Raw genomic sequence first — 15879 nt, 5'->3', positions numbered from 1 at the left:
ATTTCCGGAGAACCGATCTTCCACGACGACGAATACCCGGAGGACCCGTATCCGGGCGCCCGGCCGTCGCACTCGTACGTCCACCACGACGGCGCGGGGTACGCGTTGTCGGCCGAGACGCTCGCGGCCGCACGCGCGGACGCCGAGCGCATCCCGGTGCTGGCGTACGGCTCGAACGTGTGCCCTTCGAAGATCACGTGGCTGCGGGAAACACTCGGCCTGTCCGGCCCGGTGGTCGTCGCCAGTGCCGAGTGCCACGATCTCGCAGCCGTGTGGGCTGCCGGGTTGCGACCGCGGGACGACCAGCGGCCCGCGACCCTGACCTCGGCGCCGGGCGTCACCGAGTGGCACGCCGTGTGGTTCGCGACGCCGGGCCAGATCGAGGCACTCGACGTCTGCGAAGCACGGGGAAAGGCCTACGACCTCGCGCGCCTCCACAGTGGACGGATCACGCTCGAGGACGGGTCCACTCTGGACGAGGTGTACGCCTACGTCGGACTGGGCGAGGGCGGCATGCCGCTGCTCGTCGACGGCGCACCCGTGCGGACGGCCGACCTGGCCCAGCACGGCGCCGCCCGGCTGACGGGCGAGACCGCGGACACGCACGGACTCGACGTCACCGTGATCCCGGTGGGCACGCCCGTCAGCCGATGAGCTTGCCGGGGTTGAGAACCCCGGTCGGGTCGACGGCCCGCTTGGCGGCGACGAGGACCTCGCGGCCGAGCTCACCGATCTCCGCCGTCAGGTACGGCGCGTGGTCCATACCGACGGCGTGGTGGTGCGAGATCGTCCCGACCCGGTCGGCGGAGATGGCCTCGCAGGCCGCGGCCTTGGCGCGCTCCCACTGACCGATCGGATCCTCGGGATCCCTCGGCGTGAGGACCGTGAAGTACAGCGACGCACCGGTCTCGTAGGCGTGCGAGACGTGGCACATGATCAACGGGTGGCCGAGCTCGCGCCGCAACGCGGTACGCACCCGGTCGTAGAGCGTGCCGAGCTTCGACCAGTGCGTCGCGGTTTCGAGAGTTTCCACGCACACGCCCGCGTCCAGGAGCGCGTCCCGCTGCCGTGGTCCGCCGAACCGCCCGCGCAGCCATGCTCGCGCGGGCGCGGAGGTGAGCCACACGCCACCACCGGATCGCAGCAGCCGCATCGCCTTCTTGCGGCGGTCGTCCGACTCCCCGTGCCAGCTCAGTACCAGCAAGCACGGCTCGTCGACCCCGTGCGCGCCCAGGTAACGGCGCAGCACGCTCGTCTTCCACGTCCCCGCCAGCTGCAGTTGCACCGCCGTCTCGTCCACATCGGACAGGCGGGTGATGTCGGCGAGCAGTCCCTGCTGCGCCAACTGCCGCACGAGCCCGCAGCCGTGTTCCCAGCCGTCGACGGCCAGCGCCTCGAAGTGTTCGGTGTCGGGCAGTGGGCGCACTCGCACCGCGACCTCGGTGATGACGCCGAGGGTGCCCTCGCTTCCGATCGCGAGCTGCCGCAGATCGGGTCCCGCCGCCGACGCCGGGGCTACGCCGAGTTCCCACTCGCCGCGTGGGGTGGCCAGCCGCAGGCCGGTGACCATGTCTTCGAACCTGCCGTATCCGGACGAGGCCTGTCCGGCCGAACGGGTCGCCGCGAACCCGCCGATCGTGGCGCGTTCGAACGATTGCGGCACGTGGCCGAGGGTGAAGCCGTGCGCCGACAGCATCCGCTCGGCATCCGGGGCACGCACCCCCGCCTGCAGCACCGCGGTGTGCGAGATCGGGTCGACCGACACGAGCCGGTTCAGGCGTTCCAGATCCAGGACGATCACGGCCTTCTTGCCGCCCTTGAACGCCGTGACGCCGCCGACGACCGAGGTGCCGCCGCCGAACGGCACCACCCCGACGTCGTGTTCGACACACACGTCCAGCACCTGCTGCACCTGCTGCGGACTGCCGGGCAGCACGACGGCGTCGGGGGTCGGGATACCCGCGGCGGGCTGCCGTCGCCGCAGCAGGTCCAGATACGAGAGGCCGCCGCTGCGTTCGAGGCGTTCACGCGGCTCCTCGAGCACGTTGCCCGCACCGACGATCGCGGCGATCGCGGACTGCGCACGCTCAGGCAACTGCGACGGGGGCGTCGCGATGGCGGAATCGGGCGCCACCGGGTCGTTCGGGGTGGTGTCGCCGATCCTGCTCCGCAGCCAGCGGAGCTCCTTGGCCGTGAGGTGGGACGCGTCGGCGCCGTCGGGCGTCCAGGCGCCTCGCAGGCGGTGGTCAATGCTGTCGGTCACGACTAGAGTGTGACACATGAAGCCGGAATGTCACACCCGTGCGGGTGGCCGTGTCTCCGACGACACACTCCTCGACGCGGCCAAGGAATGCGTGCTCGCCGGCGGTGTCCGGCGCACCACGCTCACCGGCATCGCCCAGACCGCGGGCGTGTCGCGGATGACCGTCTACCGGCGATTCCCCGACGTCGACAGCGTCCTCGCGACCCTCATGACCCGGGAATTCACCGCGCTGCTGCAGCACGTGGCCGACGAGATCCCCGCGGGCGGCACCGCACGGTCCCGCCTCGTCGAACACGCCGTCGCGGGCGTTCGCAGACTCGGCACCGATCCGCTGCTGCGCACCGTGCTCGAGCTCGACGCCGAACTGCTGCTGCCGTACGTCACCGAACGCCTCGGCGCGACACAGCGGCTCGCCGAGGAGGGACTGCACATGTTCGTCGTCGAAGGTCACGCCGACGGCTCCGTGCGGCCCGGCGACGCGGCCGCGCAGTCGCGCGCGCTGTTGCTGCTGCTCCAGTCGTTCGTGCTGTCACGACGGCCCGCGACCGCAGGCGAGACCGGCGTGGCCCCGGAAACCCTGCTCACCGAACTCGCACACCTGCTCGAAGGAGCCCTCAAGCCATGATCACGGCCTCGTTGACAGCCCGCCGCCGCGCGCGGGAACTCCACGACCTCGCCTCCGGCAGGCAGGTCGACGTCATCGTCGTGGGCGGCGGCGTCACCGGCGCCGGCTGCGCGCTCGACGCGGCTTCCCGCGGCCTGTCGGTCGCACTCGTCGAGGCCCACGACCTGGCGTTCGGCACCTCGCGGTGGTCGAGCAAGCTCGTGCACGGCGGGCTGCGTTATCTCGCCCACGGCGAACTCGGCCTCGCCCACGAAAGCGCCGTCGAGCGGGGCGTGCTGATGACCCGCACCGCGCCGCACCTGACCAGACCGCTGGCGCAGCTGTTCCCCGCCTACGACGCGGCCACTGAACCCGGACACCTGCTCACCAGGGCAGGACTGCACGCGGGTGACGCGCTGCGCCGGGCGGCGCGGACCCCGTCGTCACTGCTGCCGAGGCCGCGTGCCGTGCCGTCGGCCGAGGCGCTCGCCCTCGCGCCCGGACTCCGGAGCGCCGGCCTGCGGGGCGGACTGCTGTCGTTCGACGGGGCGCTCACCGACGACGCCCGCCTCGTGGTGGCGATCGCCCGCACGGCGGCCGCCCACGGCGCGAATGTCCTCACGCGACTCGCCGCCACGGAGCTGCACGCCGACCACGTCGTCGCACGCGACGCGATGACGGGATCCACTGTGGAACTGCGGGCGAAGCAGGTCGTCAACGCGACGGGCGTGTGGGCGGGCTCGCTGACGCCGTCGGTGCGGTTGCGACCCTCCCGAGGCACCCACCTGGTTCTCGACGCCGAGCGTACGGGCCTGGGCGAGACGTCCGTGATGGTGCCGGTTCCGGGCGAACTGAACCGCTTCGTGCTGCTGCTCCCCCAGCCAGGGGGACGCGTGTACCTGGGACTGACCGACGAACCGCTCGACGGTGACCCCGAGGATGTCCCCACCGTTCCCGAGTCCGATATGGACTTCCTGCTCGGTGTCGCGTCTGCTGTACTGGAACGGGACCTCACCCGCGAGGATGTGCTGGGATCCTTCGCCGGCCTGCGTCCACTGTTGGAGGCCGACGGCACCACGGCGGACCTGTCCCGCAATCACGCCGTCCTCACCGACCCCGGCACCGGCGTGCTCACCGTGGTCGGCGGCAAGCTGACCACCTACCGCAGGATGGCGGAGGACGCCGTCGACGCGGCCGTGCGGTCGGCGGGCCTGCGTGCCGGACGGTCACGGACGAGCAGGCTGCCGTTGTTCGGAGCCGCGAGCCGCAGCCGGCTGTCCGTTGTGGACGCGCCGCAACGGCTGGTCGCCAAGTACGGCACCGAGGCCCCGCGGGTAGCGGCTCTCGGCGAGGTCGACCCCGAGTTGGCCGAGCCCGTGTGCGACGGCAGCGACATCACCGCGGCCGAGGTCGTGTGGGCCGCGCGTCACGAAGGCGCGCTCGACGCCGACGACGTGCTGCACCGGCGTACCCGCCTCGGCCTGGTACCCGCGGAGGCCGAGGCGGCCCGCTCTCGCGTCGCCGACCTGGTCGGCCGCACCACCGAAGGCCTGGCGACCCTCGCCTGACCCCGCACCCCGAGGCGGTTCTCGCCACGCACTCGACAACGGTCGCCGGACACGACGAGGGCCGCCGTCCGGGTTCACCGGCGGCGGCCCTCGTGTGCGAACCGCGAGTCAGCGCTGTCGTACTCAGCGCTCGGAGAGCGGCTTGTAGTCGCGCTCCTTCGCACCCGTGTAGATCTGCCGCGGACGGCCGATCTTCGTCTCCGGGTCCCCGATCATCTCGCGCCAGTGCGCGATCCAACCCGGCAGCCGGCCGAGAGCGAACAGCACCGTGAAGAACTGTGTCGGGAAGCCCATGGCCCGGTAGATCAGGCCCGTGTAGAAGTCGACGTTCGGGTACAGCTTGCGCTCGATGAAGTACTCATCGGACAGCGCACGCTCCTCGAGCCGCTTGGCGATGTCGAGCAGCTCGTCGTTGCCGCCGATCTTCGACAGGATCTCGTCCGCGGTCTTCTTGATGATCTTGGCGCGCGGGTCGTAGTTCTTGTAGACCCGGTGGCCGAAGCCCATCAGGCGGACGCCGGGCTCCTTGTTCTTGACCCGCTCGACGAACCTGTCGACGTTGCCGCCGTCGGCCTTGATGCCCTCGAGCATGTCCAGCACCGCACTGTTCGCACCGCCGTGGAGCGGGCCGAACAGCGCCATGACACCGGCCGAGATGCTCGCGAACAGGTTCGCCTCGGACGAGCCGACGAGCCGCACGGTCGACGTCGAGCAGTTCTGCTCGTGGTCGGCGTGCAGGATGAACAGCTGGTCGAGGGCCTTCGCCATCACCGGGTCGATCTCGTACGGCTCGGCGGGCAGGCCGAACGTCATGCGGAGGAAGTTCTCCACGAGACCGAGCGAGTTGTCCGGGTAGAGGAACGGCTGGCCGATCGACTTCTTGTAGGCGTAGGCCGCGATCGTGGGGACCTTCGCCAGCAGGCGGACGGTCGACAGGTCGACGTTGGACTTGTCGAACGGGTCGAGCGCGTCCTGGTAGAAGGTCGACAGGGCCGAGACGGCGCTGGAGAGCACCGGCATCGGGTGGGCGTCCCGCGGGAAACCGTCGAAGAAGCGCTTCAGGTCCTCGTGCAGCAGCGTGTGCCGGTTGATCTTCGAGGTGAAGTCCTCCAGCTGCTGCTTGTTCGGCAGTTCGCCGTGAATCAGCAGGTAGGACACCTCGACGAACGTCGAGCGCTCGGCCAGCTGTTCGATGGGATAGCCCCGATAGCGCAGGATCCCCGCTTCACCGTCGATATACGTGATGGCGGAGGACGCGGCCCCGGTGTTGACGAAACCCGGGTCGTAGGTGATGTAGCCGGTCTGGGCCAGCAGCTTCCCGAGCTGGATGCCGGGGGCGCCGTCAACAGGGCGGACAACGTTGAAGTCGTGCTCGCCATCGGGCAGGCGGAGCACGGCCTTCTCGCCCTCGGACTGCGCCGCAGTCGCGTCGGACATGCACATGCCTCTCACGGTCACACGGGCCGGCCGGTGGCGACCGCATGTTCTGCTGGTCACCGCGTGTACGCGACAGGCCCTTCAGCCTCGTCGCACCGCCCCGCTGGGGTACGAATGCTCCCTTACGCTAGTCCAGATAAGGGCGTTTTCGCAGCCGTTGCGTTACCCACAGCGACCCGTTGCGACAAGGTTCACACGCTGGCGTTTTGGTCGTCGGTTAACTCGTTCGAGGTAGGCGGTTCGGCGCCGCTGCGCGACACCGTCACACCCGCCGCCCGCGAGGCGTACGCAAGCGCTTGCGACCAGGCGTCGGGCGCCATCGCGGCGAGATTCGTCACGCCGCGGTTCGCGAGCCACGCCAGCAACGCCCCCAGCACGGTGTCGCCCGCACCGATCGTGTCGACGACCGTGACGTCCGCCGCAGGCACCCGCGCGGCCTCACCGTCGGCCGTGTACACCGACAAACCGTCGCCGCCACGCGTCAGCACCACGGCCTCGACTCCCGCGTCCAGCCACGTCGCCACCGCCTCGGCGACCGACTTCCCGCCGGTGAGCCACTCGGCGTCGTCGTCGGACACCTTCAGCAGCCGCACGCTCGGCAGCCAGGACACGAACCGCTCCCGGTAGGCGTCCGGATCGCGGATCATGTCGGCGCGGATGTTCGGGTCGAGCGCGGTGAGCACGCCACGCTCGGCCTCACGGTGGAGCACGGCTTCGTAGACACTCGCACCCGGCTCCAGCACCATGCCGAGCGTGCCGAGCGACAGCACCCGCGTGGTCGCAGGCAGCGGCCCGGGGTCCGCGACGAGCCGGTCGGCAGTGCCCTCGGTGTAGAAACTGAAGCGCGCCGCACCGGTCTCGTCGAGGGCGACGACAGCGAGCGTCGTCGGCTCCGGACCGCGCTGCAGCAGCGATGTGTCCACACCGGACGCCTCGAGCCGCGCGACGAGCGCGTCGCCGAAGCGGTCCGTCGACAACCGCGAGAGCAGCGCCGTCGGCACGCCGAGCCGGCCAGCCGCGAGCGCGACGTTGTAGGGCCCGCCACCGAGCCTCGGCGCCAGCAGGTCCGGATCGGACTCGGCGGGCACCAGGTCCACCAGTGCCTCGCCACCGGACACGATCATCGCCGCACTCCCTTCGTCGCTTCGGAATCGCCGTCGCCTGCGGCGCCGACGTCGCCGACCGGTGAGAGACCGCCGCCACCGTCCCCGTCGGCTCCCACGGACCCGCCACCTCCGGCATACCGGCCGTCGCGCTGCAATCCTCCCAGCAGCAGATCGGACAGCGCGGCGAAGGCCTCGGAATCCGAATACCCGGTGCGCGCCCTGACGGTTCCGCTCTGGACCTGCTCGATCAGCAGCTCGGCGAACTCGGCGACCAGCGGTCCGTGCACGTCGCGGAACAGGCCGTCGGCCACGCCCTGAGAGATGAAGGCACGGATGCGGTCGGCCGCGGCGTGGGAGTTGAACTCGTAGGTGGCACGGGTCGGCTCGAACGTGTCGACGTCGGCGATGAACGTCTCCGAAGCGCGCCCCAGCTCCTCGGCGACGCCCGCCAGGTACTCCTGGATCTTCGCCCTCGCGTCGGCCGCCGTGGCCACCCGTGCCTCGATGCGCTCGGTCGCCCCGCGGAAGAAGTGAGTGACGACCGTGACGGCGAGCTGTTCCTTGCTCGACGCGAGCGCGTACAGCGTCGACTTCGAGCAGCGAAGGCGTCCTGCCAGGTCGTCGAGGGTGTAACCGAGGAACCCGTCGGCCAGGAACAACTCCTCGACCTCGGCGAGCAACGCCTGCTGACGGGCAGTGGCGGGGCGGGTTCGCCGCCGGGTCTGGTTCTGAGGCATACGTAGAGCCTAGAATGGTACTGAGAACACCACTACAGTACTGTTTTCAGTATCAAGTTCGCCCCAAGGGCATCTTCGGGGCAACGCAGCCAGCCGAGGAGCCACCGATGCCTGCCGAACGCCTCCTTCCCGACACCGAGTCCGCCGACCTGATCGCGCTCGCCCGCGAGATCGCCCGCGACGAGCTGGCGCCCGTCGCAGCGGAGTACGAGGAGGCCGAGCGTTTCCCCAGGCAGCAGTTCCGCCTGCTCGGCAAGTCCGGCCTGCTCGGCCTGCCGTACGCCGAACGCTGGGGCGGCGGCGACGTGCCGTACGAGACGTACCTGCAGGCACTCGAGGAGATCGCGGGCGCGTGGATGTCCGTCGGCGTCGGACTGTCGGTGCACACGATGTCGTGCTTCGCGCTCGCCCACTACGGCACCGACGAGCAGCGTGACCAGTGGCTGCCCGCCATGCTCGGCGGCGAGCTGCTCGGCGCCTACGCGTTGTCCGAGATGCACGCCGGGTCCGACGCCGCCGCCCTGTCGACCAGGGCCCGGCGCGACGGGGAGTCCTACGTCGTCAACGGCACGAAGGCGTGGATCACCGCGGGCGGCCAGGCCGACTTCTACACGACGATGGTCCGAACCTCCGACGACGGCGGCAAGGGCATCAGCTGCCTGCTCGTCGACGCGTCGACGGCGGGACTCGAAGCGGCCGCACCCGAGCGCAAGATGGGCCTGACCGGGTCGACGACGGCGCAAATGATCTTCAGCGACGCCCACGTGCCGGCCGAACGGCTGATCGGCGGCGAGGGTGCGGGACTGAAGATCGCGCTGGACTCACTCGCGTCCGGACGGCTCGGCATCGCGGCGTGCTCGGTCGGACTGGCGCAGGCGGCACTCGACGAGGCCGTCGCGTACGCCAAGACCCGGCAGCAGTTCGGCAAGCCCATCATCGAGAACCAGGGGCTGGAGTTCCTGATCGCCGACATGGCGGCGGCCGTCGAGACGTCCCGCGCGATGTACCTCGACGCCGCCCGGCGCCGCGACCGCGGCATGCCGTTCCAGCGGCAGGCTTCGGTGGCCAAGCTCGTCGCGACGGATTCGGCGATGAAGGTGACGACCGACGCCGTGCAGGTCCTCGGCGGGGCCGGCTACACCCGCGACTTCCCCGTCGAGCGGTACATGCGCGAGGCCAAGGTGCCGCAAATCTTCGAGGGCACCAACCAGATCCAGCGCATGGTCATCGCGAGGGCCTTGAAGGAGGCGTAAGGCGTAACGGGCCCACACCGCCGTGTTGCGCTCTCGGGGGCCCGTGTTGCGCCTCCCGGGGCCCGTGTTGCGGCTCCCGGGGCCCGTGTTGCGGCTTGGGGGGCCGGGTTGCATTCTCCGGGGCCCGTGTTGAGTCCCGGTGCCGCTCCTGCGGGCCAGGACGGGAACCGGAAACGTCCCACTCACACGGGCAGGCCCTGATGCCAGACACCGCGGATCCTCGAGGCGAGCTCGGCGATCTCGACGCCTTCGCCCTCGAGCAGCGCTATGTCGGCGCGCATGCCGCGAGTAATCGCGCATGCCGGAAGCAATGCGGCCTCGCTCCTGATCGAGCCGCAACAACCGGGCAGCATCGCCGGTAGCCGCCTCGAGCGCACCGACGTCGCCGAGGCCCGCCTCGGCGATGGCAGTCAACGAGCCCCGGGATCAGGAGCACCCCGGTGCAGTCGACGTACTCGCCCCGGCGATGTCGGGATCAGAGCCGGATACGTCGGCGCCCACGCCTGTGATCCAACCGTCCGGCACCACGACGTCGGCACGCGTGACCGTCCGGCGTCGCGTCGGCGTCGGCGTCGGCGTCGGCGTCGAGGACGCTGTCGCCTGTGAAAATCGTCGTCCGCGCAGCATGGCACGGGCGCCGTGTCGCCGATACGGATCAGCAACACGGCCCCCGGAAAACGCAACACGGCGGCCAGAGCGCAGAAAACGCGGGTCTGGGTGCAGAACACGGCGGCACGAGTGCAGAACACGCGGGTCTGGGTGCAGGACACGCGAGAATCTGCACCCGGCCGCCGGGGTCGTTATTCGCGGTAGCGGCGGTCTGCGACCACGCCTTCGCCCGTCGACTCGTCGAACGCATACACGTCACGGCCGCGGACGAACACCCGCTCGGCACGGTTCATGACGTCGAGCGGATCGCCGGACCACACGGCCACGTCGGCGTCCATCCCGGACTTGAGCGCACCGATGCGGTTGCCCAGGCCGAGCATCTCCGCCGGATGCACCGTCAGCGCGCGCAACGCGGTGTCGCGGTCCAGACCGTCCTTGACCGCCAGCGCGGCTTGATAGACGAGGAAGTGGATCGGCACCACGGGGTGATCGGTCGTGATCGCCAGCTTCACGCCCGCACGCGCCATGATTCCGGCGGCGCGCATCGAGCGGTTCCGCAGCTCGACCTTGGCGCGCGAGGTGAACAGTGGCCCGAGGATCACCGGCACGTCGTGCTCGGCGAGGAAATCGGCGATCAGGTGGCCTTCGGTGCCGTGGTTGACGACGAGGTTGTAGCCGAACTCCTCGGCCAGCCGCACGGCCGTGACGATGTCGTCGGCGCGATGGGTGTGCTGGTCCCAGTACAGCTCGCCGTCGAGGACCTGCACCAGTGTCTCCATGGTGAGGTCGATGTCGAACGGCTTGCCCTCGACGGCCGCGTGGTCGCGCTGTGCGGCGTAGTTGCGGGCCTTGGTGAACGCTTCACGCAGCGTGGCGGCGACGCCGAGACGGGTCGAGGGCGTCTTGTCCTTCTCGCCGTACACGCGCTTCGGGTTCTCGCCCAGTGCGCTCTTGACGCTGACGTCCTCGGCGAACGTCATGTCGAGGATCGTGCGTCCCCACGTCTTCACGCCGACGGTGCGGCCGCCGATCGGGTTGCCGGAGCCGGGCTTGATGACGACGCTCGTGACGCCGCCGGACAGCGCGTCGTCGAAGCCGGGCTCGTACGGATCGATCCCGTCGAGGGCGCGGAAGCGGGCGCCGTTCGGGTCGGTCATCTCGTTGGTGTCGTCACCGGACCAGCCTTCGCCGTCCTCGTGCACGCCGAGGTGGGCGTGCGCGTCGATGAAGCCGGGCAGGACCCACTTGCCCGTGGCGTCGACGATCTCGGCGTCGGAGGGCACGTCGACGTCGGTTCCCACGGCGACGATCTTGCCGTCGTCCATCAGCACCACGGCGCCGTCGACCGGGTCGCCGTCGACGGGGACCACGTATCCGTTCGTGATTGCGGTAGTCATAGTTCGTTAGGCTAACGAATCTGCTAGCTGAACGCCCCACGAACCGCGCCACGTTTCACCCGGTTCGACCGTGATGAGGTCGGTACCCGAGTTCAACGCGTCGGCGGGACAGGTCATCGGCTCGATCGCGATCGCCCGGCCGCGCCCGGGAAAGTCCGGCGGCGTGAACACCTGCACCCAGCGGAAATCCGGGTCGGACCAGATGTCGAGGACCCCGTCGTGGTGGCTCAGCCACACGTGGTGCAGACCGTCCTCACCCTGCTCCAGCCCCGTGAACGCCGTGTCGAGGTCCAGTCCACCCACGATGCGGCCACCGCGCAGGTCGTACTCGGTGCCCTCGACGTCCTGTTCCTCGCCGTAGGGCAACTGCTTGTCGCCGTCGAACGGCCACACGCGCGTGGCGGGCAGCGTCAGCATGAGCTCGTCGGTGGGCACGTCGCCGATGCGGAAATAGGGGTGCGTCCCGACGCCGAACCCGACCGCCTTGTCGCCCTCGTTGCTGACCGTGTGCGTGACGGTCAGCCCGCGAGGCGCGAGGTCGTAGACGATGCCGGTGCGCAGCGGCACCGGCCAGCCCTTCGCGGCGCCGATGTCGCAGCCGAACGTGATCGACGACTCGGCGTGTTCGACCAGTTCCCACTCCTGATGCCGCGCCAGGCCGTGGATGGCGTTGCCGCGAGCGGGTTCGGTGACCTCGAGTTCCTGCTCCTCGCCGTCGAACGTCCACCGCGCGCCCGCGGTCCGGTTCGGCCACGGCACGAGCACCTGGCCCGCACCTTTCGGCGGTTCCTCGTCCTCGGCGAAGGTCTCGACGTACGCCGAGCCGCCGAACGTCAGCGACCGCAGCCCCGCGCCGATCTCGGTGACGACGGCGCGCGCATTGCCGCGCACGAGTTCGAAATGTTCCCCGGTCGGATTGGCCATGCCCCGAACATACTGGGACGGGCGGGCCCGCACCCCCGGGGCGGCGAGAGAAGAAGGCGATCGCCGGTCCGCGAGGCGGAGCGCTGACGAGTCACCGCCGCGACGGCGGGCGGCGGCTAGGGTCGTGATCATGACGACACGGGTCCACCACTTCAGCGGCGGCGCGATGCGGCCCTTCGGCGGCAGGCTCGTCGACGGCGAGCGGGGCATCGCGCGGCGGGCGGAGCTGACCTGCCACTGCATGCTGGTCGAGACCGGTTCGGAACTGGTGCTCGTGGACACGGGCATGGGCACACCCGCGCTCACGCGGCCAACCCAATGGCTGGGCCGCGCCTTCGCCGCCGGGGTCTCGCCGGTGCGCGACGCATCCCGCACCGCCGCGGCGCAGGTCCGGGCGCTCGGATACGAGCCCGCCGATGTGCGGCACATCGTGCTGACGCACCTCGACCTCGACCACGCGGGCGGGTTGGTCGACTTTCCGCACGCGACCGTGCACGTCAACGCTCGCGAACTGCGCACGCTCGAACAGCCCGTCGACGCGAAGGAACGGTCGCGGTACCGAAAGGTTCAGTTCGCGCACGGCCCCGCCTTCACCGGCTACGAAGCCGGCGGCGAGAGCTGGTTCGGCTTCGACGCGGTACGGCAGCTAACCGGACTGCCGCCGGACATCCTGCTCATCCCGCTCGCAGGGCACACCAACGGCCACGCGGGCGTCGCGGTGCGCACGGGCGACGAGTGGCGACTGCACGCCGGCGACGCCTACTTCTTCCATGGCGAGGTCGCGGCCGAGCCGCACTGCCCACCCGGCCTTTCGCTGTTCGAACGCGCGATGCAGACCGATCGCACGGCGCGGGTCGCCAACCAGCGGCGCCTCGCCGAACTGTCGCGCTCCGGCGAAGTGACGATGTTCTGCTCCCACGACCCGGTGGAGCTGGCACGCCTGTCCTGAGCGGTGCCGCGAAGGGCACCTGCGGGGCACTCAACGCCCCAAGGTGCCCTTTGGGGGCGCATCATGGCCAGAGGCCCATTCGTCGCTCCCACCCGTCTCCCGCCACCACCCACACGGACGTGCTCCTCGCGGCAGTACCGACAAACGCGACCAGGGGTGCCCCTGGGGCGCTACTTCGCCGAACGGCGCGTGGCGAGCGTGCGCATCGCGACGTGGTTGACGGCCCACAGGACCAGGCCGACGGCCAACAGGATCGCGGCGACGACGTAGTCCCGCGCGGGGCGTCCGGACAGCGGACTCGCCAGGTACAGGCAGAAGATCGCAGCCAGCACGGGAACGACCGTCGGCGCGCGGAAGTGCTTGTGCGGCACCGGGTCCCGCCGAAGCACCAGCACCGCGACGTTCACCACGGCGAACACGACGAGCAGCAGCAACGCCGTCGTACCGCCGAGCACGTCGATGTCCACAGCGGACACGAGCACGACCGCGATCGCGCTCGTGAACAGGATCGCCACCCACGGGCTGCGGCGGGCCGGGTGCACCGTGCCGAACACCTTCGGGATGATCCGCTCGTTCGCCATGCCGTACACGAGCCTGCTTGCCATGAGCATGTTGATCAGCGCGGAGTTGACGACGGCGAACAGGCCGATCGCCGAGAAGATCTCGCGCGGCATGCCGGGCGCACCGATGTCGATGACCTTGAGCAGTGCGCCGCTCTCCGCCGCCTCGAGCCCTTCGGCGGGCACCAGCAGCGACGACGTCACCGACACGAGGATGTAGATCGTCGCCGCGACCACCATGCCCCACAGCATCGCCTTGGGGAACACGCGAGCCGGATCCTTCGTCTCCTCCGCCATGTTCACCGAGTCCTCGAAGCCGACCATGGAGAAGAACGCCAGCGATGTCGCGGACGTGATCGCCACGAGCATGGTCTGGTCCTGCGTGTTGAACTCGGTGAGCCGGCTCGCGTCGCCGCTGCCGTTCAGCACGGCCCAGACGCCGACGCCGATGATGATCAGCAGGCCGCCGATCTCGATGCACGTCAACACCACGTTGGTGACGACCGATTCGCGCACCCCGCGAAAGTTGATCAGCGCGAGCAGCGCGATGAACGCGATCGCCATCAACGGCATCGGCGAACTGACGAACTCGGCTAGGTACGTGTCGCCGAAGGCCACGGCCGCCGACGACGCCGACGTGATGCCGGAGCACATCACGGCGAACGCGACGAGGAACGTCAGCATCCGGATGTTGAACGCCTTGTGCGTGTACAGCGCCGCCCCGGCCGCCCGCGGGTATTTGCCCACGAGTTCCAGGTACGAGAACGCCGTCATGAAGGCAACGGTGAAGGCCAGCAGGAACGGCAACCACAGGGCGCCGCCGACCCGGCCTGCGACCTGTCCGGTGAGCGCGTAGATCCCCGTGCCGACGATGTCGCCGACGACGAAGAACAACAGCAGCTTCGACCCGAGGACCCGCTTCAGTGGGGGCTGCCCGCCCGGTGAGACCTCTTCCGTCACGCCCGCGTTCGACATGCCGGGAAGTGTGCCGCACCGCCACCGGCCCGCCGGCGGCAGGTCTCGGTCCGGTTACGAATTGTCCGGAACGTTCTTCCTGGTCACAGGCGCGCGATAACGCCAGAACGCCGGAATCAACACCACCGCGATGACCAGGCCGACGAGCACGAGCAGTCCGCCGCCGGTCGCCGCCGCCGCGGTACCCACGCCGGCCGCGGCCCAGCCGTGCGTCAGGTCGGCCAAGCGTGGTCCGCCCGCGACGACGACCGTGAACACGCCCTGCGTCCGGCCCCGCATCTCGTCGGTCGCCGCGGTCTGCAGGATCGCCATCCGGAAGATCGAACTGGCCATGTCGGCGGCGCCCGCGATCACCAGGAACACGATCGACAGCCACAGCGCCTGCGACATACCGAACCCGGCGATGGCGACACCCCACACGGCGATCGCCACCACGACCACCACGCCGTGCCTGCTCACGCGGCTCGCCCAGCCGGACATCAGCGACAACAGCATCGCGCCGAGCGGGATCGCGGCGTACAGCCAGCCCAGCGCGAGGCCGCCGCCCGCCGGATCGCCGAACGTGCGCTCGGCCATCTCGGGGAACAGGGCCCGCGGCATACCCGCGACCATCGCGATGATGTCGACGACGAACGAGGCGAGCAGGATCTTCTGCGCGCCCAGATAGCGGAAGCCGTCGGTGATGTCGCGCAACCCCGCGCGGCGGACGCGCCCGTCCTGGGGTGGTAGCGGCGGCAGTCGCCACACCGCCCACACCACGACGATCAGCGCCACCGAATCGACCAGGTACAGCGTCGACAGCCCGACGATCGGCAACAGGGCCCCCGCCGCGAGCGGACCGAACACCGCACCGAACGTGGTCATCGTGCCGGTGAGCGCGGAGGCCGACGGCAGCAGTTCGGTCGGAACGAGGCGTGCCACGACGGCGTTGCGCGTAGGCATGTTGACGGCGAAGAACGCCTGGTTGACGGCGAGCAGGGAGAGCACGACCCACACCGACCCGACGTCGAAGTAGGCCTGTGCCCACAGCAGGCACGCCGTCGCCGCGATACCGGTGTTGGTGACGAGCAGGAGTTTGCGGCGGTCGACGGTGTCGGCGATCGCGCCGCCCCAGATACCGAAGATCAACAGCGGCACTAGACCGAACACGCCCGTCAGCCCCACGTAGGCCGAAGACCCGGTGATGTCGAAGACCTGCTTCGGCACGGCGACGGCCGTGAGCTGGCTGCCGATCGCGGTGACCAGGGACGACACCCACAGCCGGCGGAACGGCGGAATCTTCAGCGGACGCCGGTCGATGACGATCGAACCGAGCCGCCGCCTCGTCGTCCGGGGCTTGCCGTCGGTCCGATCACTCACAACTCATTAGCGTACGACAACTAACTAGTCGTGGCCGATGGTCCCGCTCACTCCGTCCACGGTCCGACGATGCCACTCCGGCTGCTCGGGCTGCGCCGGCCGCTCGGGCTGCGCCGGCCGCTCGGGCTGCCCCGACTA

Annotated in this window: 12 protein-coding genes and 1 pseudogene; 5 read left to right on the top strand and 8 right to left on the bottom strand. The window is 70.0% G+C overall.

Annotation, left to right across the window (positions count from 1 at the left end; translation table 11 throughout):
* Positions 1-105 precede the first annotated feature (105 nt).
* The gene (locus tag FB384_RS12115) at positions 106-654 is read left to right on the top strand and encodes a gamma-glutamylcyclotransferase (RefSeq protein WP_221212705.1); all 549 of its coding nucleotides are present in this window, start codon (positions 106-108) and stop codon (positions 652-654) included.
* Here the strand turns inward: FB384_RS12115 and FB384_RS12110 are convergent.
* Entirely contained in the window at positions 644-2263 is a 1620-nt protein-coding gene (locus FB384_RS12110) for an FAD-binding oxidoreductase (RefSeq protein WP_183782763.1), read from the bottom strand. The genes FB384_RS12115 and FB384_RS12110 overlap by 11 nt on opposite strands.
* A 16-nt stretch (positions 2264-2279) precedes the next feature.
* On the opposite strand from FB384_RS12110, the gene FB384_RS12105 reads away from it, so the two are divergent.
* On the top strand, positions 2280-2888 hold the full coding sequence (locus tag FB384_RS12105; RefSeq protein ID WP_183782761.1) for a TetR/AcrR family transcriptional regulator: 609 nt from the start codon (positions 2280-2282) through the stop codon (positions 2886-2888).
* A complete protein-coding gene (locus FB384_RS12100; protein WP_183782759.1) occupies positions 2885-4435 on the top strand; it encodes a glycerol-3-phosphate dehydrogenase/oxidase in 1551 nt (516 codons plus the stop codon). The genes FB384_RS12105 and FB384_RS12100 overlap by 4 nt, the downstream gene beginning before the upstream one ends.
* Positions 4436-4558: 123 nt before the next feature.
* On the opposite strand, the gene FB384_RS12095 is transcribed toward FB384_RS12100, so the two are convergent.
* From FB384_RS12095 to FB384_RS12085, 3 genes and pseudogenes are all read right to left on the bottom strand, one after another.
* Entirely contained in the window at positions 4559-5872 is a 1314-nt protein-coding gene (locus FB384_RS12095; protein ID WP_183782757.1) for a citrate synthase, read from the bottom strand.
* A 191-nt stretch (positions 5873-6063) separates the two neighbouring features.
* A complete protein-coding gene (locus tag FB384_RS12090; protein ID WP_183782747.1) occupies positions 6064-6996 on the bottom strand; it encodes a carbohydrate kinase family protein in 933 nt (310 codons plus the stop codon).
* A 128-nt stretch (positions 6997-7124) separates the two neighbouring features.
* Positions 7125-7715, bottom strand: a pseudogene (locus FB384_RS12085) (TetR/AcrR family transcriptional regulator); the annotation flags it as partial.
* 107 nt (positions 7716-7822) lie between these two features.
* On the opposite strand from FB384_RS12085, the gene FB384_RS12080 reads away from it, so the two are divergent.
* The gene (locus FB384_RS12080; protein WP_183782745.1) at positions 7823-8968 is read left to right on the top strand and encodes an acyl-CoA dehydrogenase family protein; all 1146 of its coding nucleotides are present in this window, start codon (positions 7823-7825) and stop codon (positions 8966-8968) included.
* An 800-nt stretch (positions 8969-9768) separates the two neighbouring features.
* Here the strand turns inward: FB384_RS12080 and FB384_RS12075 are convergent.
* Positions 9769-10974: an amidohydrolase gene (locus FB384_RS12075; RefSeq protein ID WP_183782744.1), complete on the bottom strand. Its 1206-nt coding sequence runs from the start codon at positions 10972-10974 to the stop codon at positions 9769-9771.
* 6 nt (positions 10975-10980) lie between these two features.
* Positions 10981-11898, bottom strand: a complete 918-nt coding sequence (locus FB384_RS12070) for an aldose 1-epimerase family protein (protein ID WP_183782743.1) — start codon at positions 11896-11898, stop codon at positions 10981-10983.
* A gap of 130 nt (positions 11899-12028) precedes the next feature.
* On the opposite strand from FB384_RS12070, the gene FB384_RS12065 reads away from it, so the two are divergent.
* A complete protein-coding gene (locus FB384_RS12065) occupies positions 12029-12847 on the top strand; it encodes an MBL fold metallo-hydrolase (RefSeq protein ID WP_183782742.1) in 819 nt (272 codons plus the stop codon).
* 170 nt (positions 12848-13017) lie between these two features.
* Here the strand turns inward: FB384_RS12065 and FB384_RS12060 are convergent, their stop codons facing one another.
* The gene (locus FB384_RS12060) at positions 13018-14382 is read right to left on the bottom strand and encodes an APC family permease (protein ID WP_183782741.1); all 1365 of its coding nucleotides are present in this window, start codon (positions 14380-14382) and stop codon (positions 13018-13020) included.
* A 54-nt stretch (positions 14383-14436) separates the two neighbouring features.
* The gene (locus FB384_RS12055; protein WP_183782740.1) at positions 14437-15741 is read right to left on the bottom strand and encodes an MFS transporter; all 1305 of its coding nucleotides are present in this window, start codon (positions 15739-15741) and stop codon (positions 14437-14439) included.
* Positions 15742-15879 lie beyond the last annotated feature (138 nt).

It is taken from the genome of Prauserella sediminis (assembly GCF_014195435.1).
GTDB lineage: Bacteria > Actinomycetota > Actinomycetes > Mycobacteriales > Pseudonocardiaceae > Prauserella > Prauserella salsuginis.
This window is presented reverse-complemented; position numbering and strand designations above follow the sequence as displayed.